The 17,987-nt window shown below is 48.7% G+C and carries 10 protein-coding genes; 2 read left to right on the forward strand and 8 right to left on the reverse strand.

What is annotated here, in order from left to right:
• Nucleotides 1-18: 18 nt before the first annotated feature.
• From DXD04_RS11445 to DXD04_RS11480, 8 genes are all read right to left on the reverse strand, one after another.
• Nucleotides 19-1,566: a TlpA disulfide reductase family protein gene (locus tag DXD04_RS11445; protein WP_117673356.1), complete on the reverse strand. Its 1,548-nt coding sequence runs from the start codon at nucleotides 1,564-1,566 to the stop codon at nucleotides 19-21.
• A 38-nt stretch (nucleotides 1,567-1,604) separates the two neighbouring features.
• Nucleotides 1,605-4,013 carry an ABC transporter permease gene (locus DXD04_RS11450; RefSeq protein ID WP_117673358.1) on the reverse strand — a complete coding sequence of 803 codons (2,409 nt, stop codon included), beginning with the start codon at nucleotides 4,011-4,013 and terminating at the stop codon, nucleotides 1,605-1,607.
• Nucleotides 4,014-4,033: 20 nt separating this feature from the next.
• A complete protein-coding gene (locus DXD04_RS11455; protein ID WP_117673360.1) occupies nucleotides 4,034-6,382 on the reverse strand; it encodes an ABC transporter permease in 2,349 nt (782 codons plus the stop codon).
• A gap of 17 nt (nucleotides 6,383-6,399) precedes the next feature.
• The gene (locus DXD04_RS11460) at nucleotides 6,400-8,781 is read right to left on the reverse strand and encodes an ABC transporter permease (RefSeq protein ID WP_117673362.1); all 2,382 of its coding nucleotides are present in this window, start codon (nucleotides 8,779-8,781) and stop codon (nucleotides 6,400-6,402) included.
• A 38-nt stretch (nucleotides 8,782-8,819) separates the two neighbouring features.
• Nucleotides 8,820-11,198 (reverse strand): ABC transporter permease, encoded by a 2,379-nt coding sequence (locus tag DXD04_RS11465; protein ID WP_117673364.1) that lies wholly within the window; start codon nucleotides 11,196-11,198, stop codon nucleotides 8,820-8,822.
• Between the two features lie 55 nt (nucleotides 11,199-11,253).
• Nucleotides 11,254-12,207: a tetratricopeptide repeat protein gene (locus tag DXD04_RS11470; protein ID WP_117673366.1), complete on the reverse strand. Its 954-nt coding sequence runs from the start codon at nucleotides 12,205-12,207 to the stop codon at nucleotides 11,254-11,256.
• Between the two features lie 218 nt (nucleotides 12,208-12,425).
• Nucleotides 12,426-13,676 (reverse strand): efflux RND transporter periplasmic adaptor subunit, encoded by a 1,251-nt coding sequence (locus tag DXD04_RS11475; protein ID WP_117673368.1) that lies wholly within the window; start codon nucleotides 13,674-13,676, stop codon nucleotides 12,426-12,428.
• A gap of 12 nt (nucleotides 13,677-13,688) precedes the next feature.
• Complete coding sequence (locus DXD04_RS11480) at nucleotides 13,689-15,122, reverse strand: TolC family protein (RefSeq protein ID WP_259295973.1); 1,434 nt, start codon at nucleotides 15,120-15,122, stop codon at nucleotides 13,689-13,691.
• Between the two features lie 214 nt (nucleotides 15,123-15,336).
• On the opposite strand from DXD04_RS11480, the gene DXD04_RS11485 reads away from it, so the two are divergent.
• Together DXD04_RS11485 and DXD04_RS11490 are read left to right on the forward strand one after the other, a co-directional pair.
• The gene (locus DXD04_RS11485) at nucleotides 15,337-16,707 is read left to right on the forward strand and encodes a sigma-54-dependent transcriptional regulator (protein ID WP_117673370.1); all 1,371 of its coding nucleotides are present in this window, start codon (nucleotides 15,337-15,339) and stop codon (nucleotides 16,705-16,707) included.
• Nucleotides 16,704-17,978 carry a sensor histidine kinase gene (locus tag DXD04_RS11490; protein ID WP_181977125.1) on the forward strand — a complete coding sequence of 425 codons (1,275 nt, stop codon included), beginning with the start codon at nucleotides 16,704-16,706 and terminating at the stop codon, nucleotides 17,976-17,978. The genes DXD04_RS11485 and DXD04_RS11490 overlap by 4 nt, the downstream gene beginning before the upstream one ends.
• Nucleotides 17,979-17,987: the final 9 nt, after the last annotated feature.

Raw genomic sequence — 17,987 nt, forward strand, 5'->3', positions numbered from 1 at the left:
CGTTTTTTAGTTCATTTCTTATTCTGTCAGACGGATGCCTTCGATATAGTATCCCCCTTCCACGTGCTCGCCTTCCGAAAAGTCAAACCAGCGGGTATCTTTCGGCAGCGGAGCAAAATAGAGCGTGAAATCCATTTCTCCGCTATCAGGCATAAACACCTGCTCGCCTATCGCGAAACCTTCACTGCGCAGAAGCGGATAGTTCACCCCCTTGTCCGACATCAAAAAAGTCGCTTTGTCCAACCGAATCCAATAATTTGGAATATACCGTGCATGCACGCGAAGTACCGTAGCCGAGTCGGTCAACTCCACCTGACAGATGGTCAGCACCTCCATTTTTTCTGTTTTCTTCCGCGGATGATGCACCAGTTTGTGACCGTCTTTCCATTCGATACGCATCGGCTGTTTGGGAGCCATCGAGCCTTTAATTTTCAGTTTCAGCCAACCTTTTGCATATCCACTCCAGCTGTCAACCACCTTTCCTTCCGGAGAAATCAATACAAAATGGGGAATTCCTCTGACACCATAACGAGCATACAGTCCGTTGTTCTCTTCCAAATCGTTCCAATTATTCCAGGTCATGGCATGCGATTTAGAAGCCTCTTCCCATCCCTTCCGGTTCTCAATGCTCAGGCTGATCACCTCCAGGCTGTCCTTGTACATTTCACTGATTTCCTTCAGTTCCGGTTGCGACATGATACAAGGACCGCATCCCCGACTCCAGAAGTCCAGCAAGATGTATTTTCCGCGAAACTCAGCCAGGCGGTGAACCTTTCCTTCCAAGTCGTACATATCCGCATCGGCAGCTTCCTCGCCCACTTTCACTACAGTCGGCGGATTCAAGGCCAGATACACACTCTTCCCAATGGACGTTTCTTTCTGTGCGTCATCCAGCAGATTGTACAACTGCTGCACTTCTTTTTTATACGGATAATCTTTACGGAACTTAACCGACATCCCCATCCAATGCAATTCACCCATCCAGGCTGCATTAATCGGCGATTGTTTCATAATCGCAATATTATGCTGGGCAATCTGATCACTCAACTTCTCTGTCAGCTGTTGCAGACTGTCTGCTTGCGCACGGACCTGTTCTTTATTTCCTCCCTGCGCAGCCGACCTCATCAGTGCAAATTCTTGCATGGTCAACCGCTGAAATTCCTCCCATTCCTTATGGGAAGCCTGTATCAGTTGCTGCTGGAATTGCTGCTCCTTGACATCGCTCTCTACTTTCCAGGAGTAAATATAAGGATTCTCTCCTTGTATGAGCAGATGACTGCCAGGATTTACCCATAGTTCAAGCAACATGGGTGGGAATTTCGTATCATCACGTGCCATCAAGCCATAACCTTCCAGCTCGTTTCCGGCGGTAGTCAGTTCAAAACGGAATGTCCCGTTCTGCAGCGTATCGGTAGCTGCCATACTCCCCACGTTACCCTCTTGCTTCATCAAATAGAACACGGTTCCGTCGGGAATATTCTTCAACTGACCTTCCACCACAAATTTCTCCTGTGCCTGTGCCCCCAATGCACCTAAGAGCAGACAGGCTAATACTTGTTTTCTCATGGATATTTTCAATTTTAGGTTATTATACTACATTTATATCACTCCCGCTTGATTTCTTCTGCCGGATTCACCCGGGATACCTGCCAAATACGGAAAGCTACCGTAAGGGCGACGAACAAGGAGGCACTCAGGAAGAGGCAAAAATAGAAAGCCACCCCATGCTGGAAGAACACCGTATACAAGGTACTAAACTGCCTCAACAAGAATTCAACCAACGCAAATCCCAACACAGCCGTCACCGTCAGTAAAGTAACATAAAGCCGGGCAAACAGCCAGACTATCTGACGCATTCCGGCACCGTTGATCTTTCGGATAGCCATCTCCTTCCGCCGATATTCCGTGTCGATGGTCACGGCTGAATACACGCCCAACAACGAAATCACCAGCACCACTACCGAAAAGAACAATACAATTCCGCGGAGCTTGAACTCAAGCGCCTGTGACTCACGGATGTCGTCCATGAACGTGCTTACCTTCACTTCCACACTTTCCGGCAACGTCTTTTTCAGTATCTTCCTGACCTCCTGAAAGACGGTTTCCGCCTGTCCTTCCTTACATTTTATATAGCAATGCCCACAATAATCATCGAACCCGCTCAGGAGGAATATAAATCCTTCACTATCATAATACACACTGGACACAAATGTCTGGCACACTCCTTTAACCGTGTAGGCATCTCCGTCAAAATTATAAAGCGGTTTCCCCATGATGTCCGTTCCGAGACGATGAGATAATGCCTCGTCTATCACCAAATCGGACGATTCACGCGGCGTATGTCCCGACCGCATCGGAATGTGCATGAAACGAAAGAAACCGGAAGTTATACGCATCACATTTACATCCACATAACTGCCTTTATTATCTTTCTCCGTATACATACCCGTACCGGAAACACCTCCCAAATAATTGATGTCGGCCGGAAGCACCTCTTCGACTCCCGACAAGTTTTTAAACTGATGTATCAGATCCTGCTTCTGCACGGCGTTCATAAAGGAAAAATCCATCGGAATGCTCAAAATCTGCTCTTTTTCCTCCAAGCTCAATGTCCCGAACAAGGTACGTCCCGTTTTATCCGATTGCAGATAAAGTGCCGCTGCCAGTGAGATAAAAACCCAACAGATGAACAACTGCACTCCCAACAACAGATTCCGCAGTCGTCTCTTTCCTCCCCGGTGCACACCGCCAGTCACCCCTGCATGCACCTGCATGCGACGTACCTTCCACACGACTATTCCACACACCCAAGCACATACTCCCAACAAACCAGCCAGATACTCAAGGCTCTGTACCATCAACAGAGAAGCGTCAAACTGCAAATACAATCCGGCCATTTCCAGTCTCAACCAGGGAGCCATCACCTCGATGCAGACACCGGTCAACAGGCCGGCCAGCAAAACCAACAAGGCAGACTGTGTAAACAGTTGGACGAAAAGACTGCCTCCGGACGCTCCCGCCACTCGCCGGATACTGAATTCACGCATACGAGTAAGGAAAGACCCCGCGAGCAGATGAAAGAAATTAAGCAAGGCCACCAGTAAAATCAATACCCCGGCTACCATTGTAGTCCATACCATCGTACGAAGTAGTCCCCCATTCCAGTCCCTATCTCCCATCAGATGAGCTTCCACCGCAAAACTTGTATCATGCATCCGATGCGTCTGTTCACTACGATAAAACCACTCATTGAGTTGCTCCGGAGTAAAACCCTCACGCAGCAACGCATACGTAAAGGAACTGATAATGGCATAACGGGCATCATTCTGGATGATTCCTTCCGAATCGTTGAGGGAAAACATATCCAGATGCTTCATAAAAGCAATACTGTTGTTCTCTGGAATATCCTCAATCACTGCCTGAATGGTATAAACCGCTCCACCGGTACGTGGAGTAGAATCCGGCGAAGTGTACAACCGGCGCATCAGTACCAGCTGTTTTCCTACCGCCTGTCGAATATCCCCATATACCCGGCGTGCCATACTTTCGCTCACGACCAATGAATTTGGCATCATCTTGCTCACTTCAGCCGAACCGCACAAAATCTTAGGAGTCAATACTTGGAAAAAGGAAGAATCCGTCTCTGCCACGGCGAAGGAATAAGGTAACTGCTTCCCGTCGGGCATCTCCACGTTGAAAGGCCGTTCTATCGGTGAATAATCCACCACACACAACGCCTCAATCCCATCCGGCTTTTGAAGACGCAGTTCCTCGGCCAACGTCGCAGGAGTACAATCCAACACCTTCTCTTCTTTCATGTCACGAATATTGAGTTCGGCAATCCGTTCATAGTTTGCAAAACAATGATTCATGCTAAAAGCATAACGGACTAAATACAAACAAATGCTGAAACACAGCAAGGCCACTCCCACTCCAGCCAACGCAATCAGGTGCTGTGTCTTGTATTTCCACAAATTGCGGAAGGCTACTTTCAAATAATGCGTAATCATCATAGATTCATTCTTGCTTTTCTTTATTCATTTTTCATTACTTCACTCGGGTTGATGCGGGAAGCCTTGTTTACCTGCCAAAGCAACGTAGCCACGGAAATCACTGCCACTATCAGGAAGGCTGCCAAGAACAGACCGACCGTCACCGGAGCCTTCACCACCAAATCGGCGGTATAATAATGAATGGCCAGCCAAGCCAGCGGCACTGCCACCACGGCTGCCAGCAACAGCATCCCCACGTAACGGCGAAGCAACAGCACATACAAGTCTTTCAGCATGGCACCGTTCACCTTGCGGATGGCAATCTCCCGATAACGCTGGCGGATGTCGAACAAGGAAATACCCAACAGGCCCAGACAGGAAATGACAATGGCAATAAAGGCAAAAGCCGAGTAAATGGTAGCTACCTGCTGATCGGATTTATACAACTTCTGCACATCGTCCTTCAGCAACGAATACTGAAAGTTTTCCGTACCATATACTTCCCTTTCCAGCTTCCGCAGATAATCTATCACCTGAGAAAGTTTGCCCGGCTGACATGCTATCTGATACACGTCTCCCCGCATAGTAGGAGAAACCATAAACAGCATGGGACGTACCCCTTTGGAGATATGTCCGCTATAATAATCCTCTATCACTCCTACAATGGGACGGGCCGGCAAATCCGGAACAAATTCTTTCATACGGAAATCCAACACGGTAGCTCCCTCTAAAGAGGTGTATCCCAAAGCACGCAAAGCCGCCCGATTCACCACAAACCCGTCTTCTTCAACAGGTAGTTTCCCTTCCACAAGCTTCAAATTGAACAAGGTAAAGAATTCGGGAGTAGCAAAATTCTGATTCAATGAAACGGTTTCTCCCTTCGCATTCTGAAACTCCGCCGTATAGTCGAAATCCAAAATGGAATACAAACCAGCTGTCCAACATGAAATGTCTGGACATTTACTCAACGCCTCATCAATCTGAGCAACACGCTGCTTCCGGGCCTGTATCGATTCATCGGTATAAGAGGCATAGTCAGTCGACTCATACACTAAGTTGGCATGAATCACATTTTCCACCTGAAATCCCGGTGGAGTATTCAACAGCAAGTTGAGGTGACGATGGAAGAACAAGGCAAGGACAACCAGTACAATGGTTACCGTATATTGCACGAAAAGAAATCCCTGACGCAAGCGTATTGACTTCCTGTCATTCCCCGAACGAACCAGCGACATACCCAACGGGGATTTCCAGCACCGAACTACCGTGCATAATGATATGAGCAACGGCAACCACACCAAAAGAGACAATGATACCCATACATCAAACGTCCCTACGGTAAACACCGTGTCAAACAAACGGTTGACAAAAGGTTGGACAAGTTCCACCACCGTCCAGGCCAGCAACAACGACAAGACCGACAGCACCAGATTCTCCCAGTACACCAACATGAAGAGAGGACGGGAGCCTGCTCCCCACACCCGATGAAGCAGATAAATCCGTAATCGCTTGCCCAACAGCACCGCATACAAATTGATGTAATTAAGCAGGCCGATAAAGAATATAAAGATACACATGGCCGACAAGACATACAACTGAGCCCGGTTGCCCGACACACACATCGTAGGAGAAGTGCGGTACAACAAGCGTGACTCCCAATATACATCCTTCAGTGACAGGAGGGAGAAAGTGTACATACTGCCATCTCCCACCTGCGTAGGACGCAAGATCTTGCCTGCCTCATTTAATTTCTGAATATCCGCTCCCGGCACAAAACGGACAAACTCCATGGGCATTCTTTCCCAAAGTGCTCCCGGCATTTCAGAAAGAATGGCATCTACCTGCAAGATAGACTTGTTTTCTGGAGTAGCGAAGATTCCGGATACCGTCACTGATTTCCCGGTAGACAGGACAAAGGTCTCTCCAATGGGATTCTGCTTACCAAACAACTTATGTGCCAGATGCTCACTCAACAAAGCCATCCCTGGCTTTGAAAGGGAATATTCTCCTTGCAAAAGCTGATAACGGAACAGTTTCAGAAAGGTCGTATCGGCCACTATCATATTCACCTGCAAACGATTGTCCTTGTAACGTATCATGTCATGATCCAGCAGTGTGACCCGTGAACGTTGCATGACCAGTGACGGGTCTACAGCCAGCGTATCACCATTCAATGTGGAAGAGACCAATGCATCGTTCTCGCCAATCTGACAACGAGACACATACACATTTTCCCGGTCCACACAATGGGTATCGACCGTCAGTTCCCGATGGATGTATCGAAGCAAAATGATGCAGCAGGCCAGACTGAATGCCAGCCCCAACAGATTAATCAGTGTGTACGTCCGTGCACGGAGCAGGAAACGTAATCCATAGCGTAATGTATTCATATAAATTTGTTTTTTTATTATTCACTTTTCATTACTTCACTCGGATTGATACGGGAAGCCTTGTTCACCTGCCAGAGCAACGTAGCCACAGAAATCACTGCTACTATCAGAAAGGCTGTCAGGAACAGACCGACCGTCACCGGAGCCTTCACCACCAAATCGGCGGTATAGTAGTGGATGGCCAGCCAAGCCAGCGGCACTGCCACCACGGCTGCCAGCAACAGCATCCCCACGTAACGACGAAGCAACAGTACATACAGGTCTTTCAGCATGGCACCGTTCACCTTGCGGATGGCAATCTCCCGGTAACGCTGGCGGATGTCGAACAGGGAAATGCCGAACAGCCCCAGACAGGATACGACAATGGCGATAAAGGCAAACGAAGTGTAAAGCATTGCCATCCGACGGTCTGCCGCATATATCTGTTTCACCTGGTCGGAAAACAACGTATATTCAAATTCCTCTGTGCCATATATTTCACGTTCCACTTTTTTCAAGTAATCCATCACCGCAGCCAGACGTCCCGGACGGAATGACAACGTATACAGGTCACCGGAAGAGCCACGTCGCACCACAAATACCATCGGATGCACACCCGCACTGATATGTCCGTCATAATAATCATCGATAACCGCTACAATAGAATGCGCTTCCGGGTTTTGAGCCCTCATCTTGTCATCTTCATACATCAATGTAGCTCCTTGACAGGAATCATACCCCAACTCCTTCAGTGCCGCACGGTTCACCACATAATACTCCCTGTCCCAATCTTCTTCCTCTTCCATTGAGGGAAGCGTTCCCTCTACAAAACGCAGCTCATAAAGCCGGAAGAAAGAAGGATTGGCATACCACATATACAAAAAAGCCGTACGCCCGTTGTTTCCTATAAACTTCATTCCAAAATCACTGGAAGTCAGCGCAGATTGATCCGCTACCCAATACTCTATATCAGGGCAAGCTTTCATCTTGGCACCAAGTTGTTTCACTCGCTGCACACGTGCCTGTATGTCTTCCGGATTCTGATAGGAAGAAAAATCTTTCGATTCGTGCGCCAGATGCGCCACTAAAATATTCTCCGTACGATACCCCGGTTCGGTATTCAACAAAGTATCAAGCTGACGATTAAAATAAAATGCCAGTACCACCAATATCAAGGTAAGTACATACTGCAACAGCAACAGTCCCATCCTCGCCCGTACCGACTGCCCGGCCGTACTCACCAGACGAATGCCGACAGAAGGCAAGATACGCGTGAAACGGAAATACGGATAAAGCGAGGCCATCAACGGCAGGAATACAAGTAACACCAAGGACAAATACCCATCGAAAGCTGTATAAGAGAAATCAAACCCGAAAAAGCGGGACACGGGCACCCGGGTCAGTTCAATGCATACCCACGCAAGCAGCACAGCCAGAGCGGAAAGCAGAAAGTTCTCGGCAAAAATCTGTGCAAAGACAGCTCCTCTTCCTGCTCCAAACACCCGGCGTATACCGTATTCGTGCGTGCGTTTGAGCATAAAAATCATGTAAAGGTTGATGAAGTTCAGCAATCCGGTAACCAGCAGCAACGCACAGATACCCATAAATATCTGCAACTGTCCCCAATCTCCCCATACATAAATAGGTGATTGTTCCCTTATTTCCAACTTGGAAAAGTAACATTCTTTCAAAGGTACGAAACGAAAGGTGTACACCCGTGTATCCGACGGATAGTGCGGATTCAGGCTGCGTGGATGTTTCCCTACTTGATTAAGCTTATTCATATCTGCTCCAGGTACAAAACGGTACAAATCCAGCGGCATCTTCTCCCACCTATTGGAAGAGGTATTTGCCAGAAGCAAATCGAAATTCAGCCAGGTTTTGTTGGTAGGAAGCCCAATCACGCCTTTCACCACATATTCTTGTCCGTTGGAATAAGTGATTGTCTTTCCGACAGGGTTGTCCGAACCAAAAACCTCCCGTGCATACGATTGGGTCAGTACTACTGAAGAAGGATCGGTCAGGTTCTTTTCTCCCTGTATCAGCGGATAAGAGAACAGTTGAAAAAACGTACTGTCCGTAGCAAGGGCATCGCAACGGTAACGGTGTCCCTCACTGACCAGAAAATCATTCTCCAACGGAACAAAACTACATTTCGTTTCTATCAGTTCAGGAGCAATCAGTACACTGTCATTCCGATAAGCTGCATAAGAGCCCCAATATGCACCTCCAGACACACTCACTTGCACGGCATACACTTTTTCCCGGTCTACACAATGGGTATCGACCGTCAATTCCCGATGGATGTATCGGAGCAAAATGATGCAGCAAGCCAGACTGAATGCCAGCCCCAACAGATTAATCAGTGTGTACGTCCGTGCACGAAGCAGGAAACGTAATGCATAGCGTAGTGTGTTCATATTGTTTTCTTTTCTTATTTCTATATCATTCTTTTATATCATTCACTCTTTATCACCTCTGCCGGATTCTCATTTGCCGTTTTCCAAATGCGATGCCCGATACAAGCCGCCACGCAAAGGGCAACGCCGACAAAAATCAGCAGAAATGGAAGGAATCCGATTTCCACCTGACGGTTATAATGCTCTATCCAACGTCTCATCACCCACCAGGCAGCTGGGAAGGCAACCAGCGAAGAAACGACCAGCAGCAAAGCATATTCTCTGAAAAACAGCGTAAGGATATGCCTCACCGTGGCTCCGTTTACCTTGCGGATAGCTATCTCCTTACGGCGCCGCTCGCATGCCAGTGTCACCAGCGAGTAGATACCGAATATCGATATGAAGATACACACCAGCGATGAGAACCCAAGCAATGACGACAAGGCATCTTCCGACTTCAGATAATCGTTGTAACGCTCTTCTTCACTATAGAGAAAGAGCTTGCGGTCGGGCAGTTCGGCACGCTGCATCTCTTCAATGCGACGGCGACATTCGTCCCACGTTCCCGGACGGTATTTGAAGAGTACGAAGCAACGGGCGTGCATCCACTTCATCTGGTCAGTGTTGACAAATACAGTGTTAGGAAGCTCAGCGGTAGGCGACTTGTAGGCACAGTCTTTCACTACGCCGATAACGGTCATAGGCTCCTGTTCGCGGTTGACGAAAAACAGTTGCTTGCCTACAGCTTCTTCGGGATTCCAGCCCATACGACGGGCTGTGCTCTCCATGATGTTCACCTGACAGTATTCCGACTTGGCCGATACCCATTCACCAGACAGCAGCTGCATGTCGTAAAAGCGGAAGAACTCTTCACCCGCCAGCACTTCGTCAAAGGTCAGGGGTTGCTCCAGCCGGCCTTCCATGCCTGTATATCCATCTATCAGGTACGACGAATAAGCCCCTTCGCCCAGCAGCGGCCAATAGGCCGGACGTATCACTTCCGTCACCATCGGCAAGGCCTTGATTTTCTCGGCCCATACGTTCATGTCCACATTCATCCAAATGCTGACGGCTGCCCGTCCGCGATAGTCCATGCCTGTATCCACATTCCGCAAATGGTGCAGTTGCAGCTGCATAGCCACCGTACAGAAGATGAAAGCCATACAGACTGTCAGCTGAAGAATGACACTTCCCTTCCGCCAAGCGATACCCGAAAGCGCATTGCCCGTATGCATATTTCCATGCAATGACCGCTTTTGAAACAGCCATACCCACAGCACTACGATAGCCATCATGACTACCGATACCGACAGAATGTAGAACAAGATTGAACGGTAGTTCGAAAAGTCGGCATCCTGAATCAGAGAATATCGGAGGAAAATCGGCATCAGCAACTCTACCAATACCATCCCTACGACCAAGGCCGCCAGGACTGTCAGCAGAAAATCAGTACAAAGCAAAGTAACCAACGAACGCAGTCCTGCCCCACAAACCTGCCGCAACACCATTTCTCTTCTGCGCGTACGGAAACGGTCGATGTAGATTGTCAGGTAATTGATAAAAGCACAAACGATAATAAGTCCACCTACAGCAGCAAACCAGGTGATATAACGGAACTGCACCGTCTGGTTGTTTTTAAGGATGAAACCTTCCGTGGCACGAAGACCCGTCAGCGGCTCCAGGTAGAAACGTGTCAGTCCCGTGTTCTCCTGATACCTGCTTTTGGTCAGTTCTTCGGGGAAGTGGGCATTCATCTTCTCCAGTAATCGGGAGACATCCGTACCTGGCTTCACTTTGACAAGTGTCCGGTAGGTGTAATCGTCCCAGCCTGTCCGTCCGCTTCCGTTACCCAGGAAGGCGTACGGGAAATTGGTGTGCACTCCCCAGTCGCTCACCACAGCACCAATGGTATATTCCTTGTTCCAGTTGGCATTGGTCACGGTCTGGCCAATCACATCCGTAGTGCCAAACAGCTGTTTTGCGGCCTTCTCCGTAATAGCAATACGGTTATCTGTGGTACCGGCACGAAGAAAACTTTCATCCCCCTCCAAAGCACGGATGTCCAGCATACGCAAAGCAGTAGTATCGGGCAGAAGCATGGGCAACTCCAGCATCCGGTTGTCTTTCAGCACAAAAAAAGTTTCTGCCTCAAACAAACAGTAATCTTCAATTTCCGAATAATGTTCCTTTAGGTAACGTCCCAAGGCATAAGGCGTGAAGCTCGCGGAAGACCCGCCGAAACTATCGTCATTCACTCCAACCAGATACAAACGGTCTGCATCACGATGAAACGTATCGTACGTCATCTCATAATGTATCCAGAAGGCAGAAAGGGCAAAACATGCCAAGCCCACGGCCAGTCCTAAAATACTGACCACACTCTGCATACGGTATTTCAGCAAGTTACGCCAGGCTATTTTCAGGTAATGTACAATCATATCTTTTCACTCATTCGTGTCAACAATTATAAAATCAGGTATTTTTAATACCACATTATATCGCCTTCAATTTCCAATCAAAGATTGAATCGGTTTCAGAAACCTTCTCCTTATTCTCCACCTTCATGAGAAATTCCAACGCATGGTTATGTCCTTGGGCGGACGCCTGTTGGAACAAATGTTTTGCCTTGGCATAATCCTTCTCAACACCTTTTCCGAAATAGTACATCAATCCCAAATTGAACTGCGCTGCGGGAGAATTCAGTTCAGCCGCTCTTGAAAGAAGTTCAGCTCCTTTCGATAAATCTTTGGGGTATCCATGTCCTTCTATATGAAACACAGCCAGATTAAACAAGGCGGAGACATTGTCTCTTGAAGCAGATTTTTCAAACCAGTATATAGCATCGCCCGCACTGGTTGAAGTTCCGTAACCGAATGTGTACATATATCCTAAATTATTCATAGCATCAGTATTATCATGTGCCGCAGCCTTTTTATATAGCTTGAATGCTTCCGAATAGCTCTTGGTGACTCCCCAGCCATGCCTGTAAAGACTGCCCAATCCCACTTGCGCTTGAGAGTGTCCTTGCAAAGCAGCCAGACTGAGATATTTTTTAGCTTTAGAATAGTCGATGTCTGTTCCTATGCCATAAGCATACATATAGCCCAGATTGTTCTGAGAATCTGCATTGCCGTTATCTGCCAATTCCAGGAATAACTTCATGGCCTTTTTGTAATTCCTTACCCCTGTCTTACCCTGATAATATATATCGCCCAAAATAAACTGGCAACGTTTTGCTGTGTCTATTTTCGCCAGTTTTGAGTACAGAGTCGCAGCCTCCTCGTATCTTTTCTGTCTGTACAAACTATCTGCCTGCATATAAAGCGTCTGGACATCGCCCAAAAACCAGGTATATATAGTATTACGGTTTTTAAGCCCCAGTACAATCATTGCCAATAAAAGACAGATTCCCAAAGCAATAGTTATGTGTTTTATTTTCCCTTTCATAAATCAATAATTATATTCGACTATAGGATACTCCGGAGAGTCACTGTTTCCAATATTCACTATTAATTTCCCAACTTTCTGTAATTCTTCACTTTAAGCGTTCTCAGTACTTCCTTTGCAGTACTCCAGTACTTCCCTGAAAGTACTACAGTACTTCTTAGGCAGTACTCCGGTACTTTCGGGGAAGTACTGGAAGCAGGTGAAAGCATCTGGTTCATTCACTTAAACACCAGCTCTTCCGCGTCGCCAAAGTTATTATATCCTGTGGTAATCACCCAATCGCCGGGCTGCAAACCTTCGGTTATTTCGTATTGCAGGGGGTTCTGACGCCCGATTATCACCGGAACCCTTCTCGCCCGGGTCTTGTCGGCATTGAGTTTGTAAATCCACTGTCCGCCGGTCTGCGAATAGAAATTACCGCGCGGAATTACCAAGGCTTGTTCCGGTTGCCCTAACTCAATCTGTACCCGGAAGCTTTTTCCCAGACGGACGTTTTCAGGCATTTCTCCCGTAAAGACTAAGTCCACATCAAAGGTGCGGTCTTTCACCTCCGGCACCACCTTGCTGACTTTCAAGGCATAGCGTTTTCCCTGATAAGTTACGGATGCCGGCAGGCCTACCGTCACCCGGTCTACGTAGTATTCGCTCAGGGAAGCATGTACCTTGAACTGCGACATCACTTTCACTTCCGCCAGATTCTCTCCGGCTGCCACCTGCTGGCCTAATGTGACCTTCACAAAACTGAGCTGCCCATCGGTCGGTGCACGTACCACCAGCTCTTCCATACGCTGCAAAGAACGCTCCAGCTTCTTCTGTTCCCGTTCCCGGTCGTTTCGCAACAGCTCTCTGCGAATGACCGTCATGGCCGAATCGCTCTGCAGGCTCTGCATCTTCAGCTGGGTAGAAGCCGTTTTATAGCGGTACTCATCTTCCGACACTTCCAGCTGCGCCTTGCTGCGGATGCCCATACGGTATTCTTCCTGCTCCAGGGCAAAGCTTTTCCGTATCTTGTTCAACTCGTAAGCAGCCTCCAGTGTCTGTTGTTTCAGGGTCAGACTTTTCTGTTCCATCTCAAGGGCCTTCTCCTGATAAGAGATGCGTTGCTTCTCCCATTCATCCCGCTGGTCGTCTATCTCGCGCAACAGGTCCGGATTGGTCAGCAGCAAGATGGTATCTCCCTGCTGTAAAAGGCTTCCCTCCTCGGCTACGATGCGGGCTACATTACCCGACTCGCGGGCATTGACCATCAAAGTCAGAATGGGATGCACCACTCCTTCCACGTCCACGTATTCACGGAAAGGGGCCTGCTTCACCTCGGCCAATTGCACAGAGTCCGCATCAATGCGTAAACGCTGGGGGCCGGAAGCCAGTATAATCACATAAATCAGTCCGGCCAGCAAGAGTACGCCGCCCGCCAGATAAAGGCGATAGCGAACGTACCAGGGTTTCTTTTTCAATTGTATATCCATAATCGGTTTGTGTTATATTTCAGGTAAAGTTTCAGTCAGCGGACAGTTCCGGTAAAAATCATATTGCGTCAGGCTGCGGAGTCCGTAATACAGCATCCAGTAGGTTTTCAGAGCCTCGATATAATTGCGTCGGGAGGTATCTTTCTCCGTAGTGGCCGCATTCAAATCGAGCACCGAGGATTTGCCCATCAGGTAAAGGCGGAGTGCCACTTCATACCGTCGGCGGGCTGTTTCGTCGGTACGGGAGGCTACTTCCACCTGCCGTGCCTGAAGATTAAACTGCCGTACCATCTGCCGCACGTTCAGTTCAAAATCATTCATGCCCTGTTCCACCTGGGTATTGACCAGCTCGATGTTCGATTTGGCCACACGCACTTTTCCCTTGCCTCTCCCCCAGTCCAGTATCGGAATCACTACGGACAGGCTCACGTATTGCTGGTCGAGCGGGTCACGATAGGAATCCCGAAGACGGGCAGCGGTCTGCGAAAGTCCGAACTGAAGGTACAAATCCGCTTTTAGTCCCCGACTGGCACGAGCAGAGGCCAACTGGCTACGACTCTCCAACTGCATCCGCCGGTAGGTCTCAATTTCCGGACTGTGAAAATGGGCCTGTTCCAGTGCCTTGTCCAAAGGCACTTCAAAATCCGGCACACTGTCATGCGGAATCACCTCTATCTCTTCTTCCTCCCGGATACCTAAGAAAGAACAGAAGGTAAGCATCGCGTCTTCCACACTGATACGGGCTTTCATCAGGTTGGTTTCCTCGGTCAGTTTGTTCACTTCCAGCTGCAACATCTCGTTCTCCGTAATGCTGCCGATGCGATACCGTCCGCGGGCATAGCGATACAAGGTATCAGCGGAAGCATAGTTGGCTCGGGCAATCTCCAAGTCGGACTGGGCAGATGCCAGTGCAAAAAACAACTCGCATGTTTTCGAAGCAATCAGCTCCAGCGTCTCACTATATGTTTTCTTAGCCTCCTGAAAACGGACGGGCTCAATGCGGCGGTTCCACTTCAAGGAGTTATAGCCAAAAAGCGACTGACGGTAACCTACCGTGAAAGGCTGGGTGTTATAAGCCGTGCTTTTCTCGCCCAGTTCATCCATACGCTGGGCGGCGGTCTGCATGAACAAGTTACCTCCCGTGAACCAGACGTTTTGGCTGACGGAAAGCGTCAGGTCGGTAGCCAGCTGGTTCTGGCGGAGAAACAGTTCCGTACCGTCAGGCTGGGTTACCTTATTAATCTGCCGGTTCAGATAAGGCGATGCAGACAAACTTACCTCAGGCAGGTAGTCTGCCCGAAACGAACGGTAACTCCAGTAAGCTGCCCGGTAGGTATGCCGAGCAGCTTCTGCCTCTGGAGAGCTGGCCTGCGCCAACTGAATAGCCTCTTGCAGCGTCAGCTTCTCTCCCCACACAACTTGCCCGCAAAAAAGCAGGCAACTCATAAGCCACAGTATCTTGTTTCCCATCTTCATACGCATAGTTATCTGCTTTTTTATATCCAAAAACTGTGCCATTCAGATAACGCACTGATTATGTAGAAGATAGAGGAATCGAGCAAATTCACACCGTGTGCGCATCCGCACAAAAAGCGTGCGAAAATGCACATACAGCACATGCAAAAAAGCATTATCTTTGCGAAAGACACCTTGATATTGTATGGAAGAAAAAGGAAAAATACTCATCATTGACGATAACGAAGACGTGCTCTTCGCCTTGAACCTGCTGTTAGAGCCTTATATGGAGCAGATTCGAGTAACTACACAGCCTACACGGATTGAACATTTCATGACTACCTTCCATCCCGATGTGATTCTGCTCGACATGAATTTCCAGCGGGATGCCATCAGCGGGCAGGAAGGGTTTGACTACCTGAAGCAGATCCTCCGTATCGACCCGCAAGCGGTAGTGGTATTCATGACGGCCTACGCGGATACGGGAAAAGCGGTGCAGGCCATTAAAGCCGGGGCTACTGATTTTATCTCCAAACCATGGGAGAAGGAAAAGCTGTTGGCTACATTGTCGGCTGCCGTCAAACTCAGCCGTTCACGCCAGGAAGTAGGACGGTTGCAGAATGAGGTACAGGCCCTGAAGGGAGACGATCGCATTCCGGAACTGATTGGCAACTCCCCCGCCATGCAGAAGGTAAAAGAAACCATCTACAAGCTTTCTGATACGGATGCCAACTTGCTCATACTGGGAGAAAATGGTACCGGGAAGGACCTGGCTGCACGCATGCTGCGTTTCTTCTCTCCCCGCCGGGAACAGGTCTTTATTCCCATCGACTTGGGAAGTATTCCGGAGCAGTTGTTCGAAAGTGAGCTCTTCGGGTACGAAAAGGGGGCCTTTACGGATGCCCGGAAAGCGAAACCCGGCAGAATGGAAACAGCTTCAGGGGGTACGTTGTTTCTGGATGAAATCGGCAACTTGTCCCTGCCCATGCAGGCCAAGTTGCTGACGGCCATCGAAAAGCAGTGCATCACCCGACTGGGGGCAGTCAATCCGATACACATCGATGTACGGCTGATTTGTGCCACCAATGCCAACCTGCATCAGTTGGTGGCAGAAGGAAAATTCCGTCAGGATTTGTTGTACCGCATCAATACTGTGGAACTTCACATCCCTCCTTTACGGGAACGTGGAGAAGATATTCTGCTGTTAGCTACACATTTTCTGAATCAGTACAACCGGAAATACCGCAAGGAAATCAAGGGACTGACGCGTGAAGCCAAAAACAAGCTGCTGAAATACGAATGGCCGGGTAATGTGCGTGAGTTACAGCACACCGTGGAACGTGCCGTCATTCTGAGCGAAAACGGACTCCTGAAACCGGATGATTTCTTGTTTCCACAAGGGAATGCCGCCGCGCACCAGCCTGCACTGACGGAAGAACTCAACTTAGAGAAACTGGAAAAGAATGCTATCGAACGGGCCTTGAAAGTGAGCACAGGAAACATGAGCAAGGCCGCCGAACTATTAGGAATTACACGTTTTGCACTTTATCGGAAACTGGAAAAATGGGGCTTATGAAAACGTATGGATACTACCTGATACTGCACATTTTAGGACTGACAGGTCTGATTATCGCAGGTGTTTTAGCCATGCTGCATGGACTGTGGTTCTGTACCATCATCTGCGGACTGTTGCTCATTGGCATCTGTTACAGCCTGTACCGCATACAAATCCGGCAGACTGAAACCATGTACCGGCTCGTGGAATGCATGAAACAGAATGACCTGGGACAGCGGGTTTGCGCACCTTTTGCCGACCCGCAGATGCAGAAGTTAGCAGAAGAACTTTCACAGGCTCTGAAGAACCTGCGCACCCGTATAGTAGATGAGGAGGTAAAGCACCAATACTATGAAATGCTGCTGAACAAGGTAGATACGGCCGTCCTCGTCACCGACCGAAGCAACCGGATGGAATGGATGAACAAGGCAGCCCGCGAACTATTGGGACACTGCGCCCATCTGCCCGAAGAAATCAGCACGGCCATTCAGGAAAACCAGCAGGTGGCTCACCTGCAAAAAGGAAACGCCACTTTCGACCTCTCCCTGTCGGTCACTCACATCCAGCTGCAAGGACGAACCTGCCGGCTGATTAGCTTGAAAAACATCCACGGCGCATTGGAGTACAAAGAAATGGAAGCTTGGCAAAAGCTGATACGGGTACTGACGCATGAAATCATGAATTCCATCACCCCAATTATCTCTCTGGCAGATACATTGAATGAACGAAGCCAGGAGCATCCTGATGATGCACGTACGCATACCTACATACAGCAAGGGCTACAGGTCATCTACCGCCGGGGAAAAGGCTTGCTGGAGTTTGTAGAAAATTACCGGAAACTGACCCGTATCTCGGCCCCGATGAAGACGGAAATCCCACTGGAACAGTTTCTTTCCGACCTGCAACGACTTTACCCGGAACTGGAAGTGCAGTATAAATGCCCGTCTTCCCAGCTCACCTGGTATGCTGACCGCACACAGATGGAGCAGCTATTTATAAACCTGCTGAAGAATGCCCGTGAAGCATGTGCCCATCGCTCCCATCCGGACATTCGCATCCAGGTAGAAACTCATGCCCAGGAACTCATTTTCGAAATCAGCGATAACGGAGAAGGTATGCTGCCGGAAGTGACGGAACGTATCTTCGTGCCTTTCTTCACCACTAAGAATAACGGTTCCGGTATCGGCCTTACCCTCTGTAAACAGATTATCAGCCTGCACGGGGGACAAATCAGCGTACAAAGCACAGCGGGGAAAGGAAGCCGTTTCCGCCTCTCTTTCCCCGCCGTATAAGTATATGGT

It is taken from the genome of Phocaeicola plebeius (genome assembly GCF_003437535.1).
GTDB lineage: Bacteria > Bacteroidota > Bacteroidia > Bacteroidales > Bacteroidaceae > Phocaeicola > Phocaeicola plebeius_A.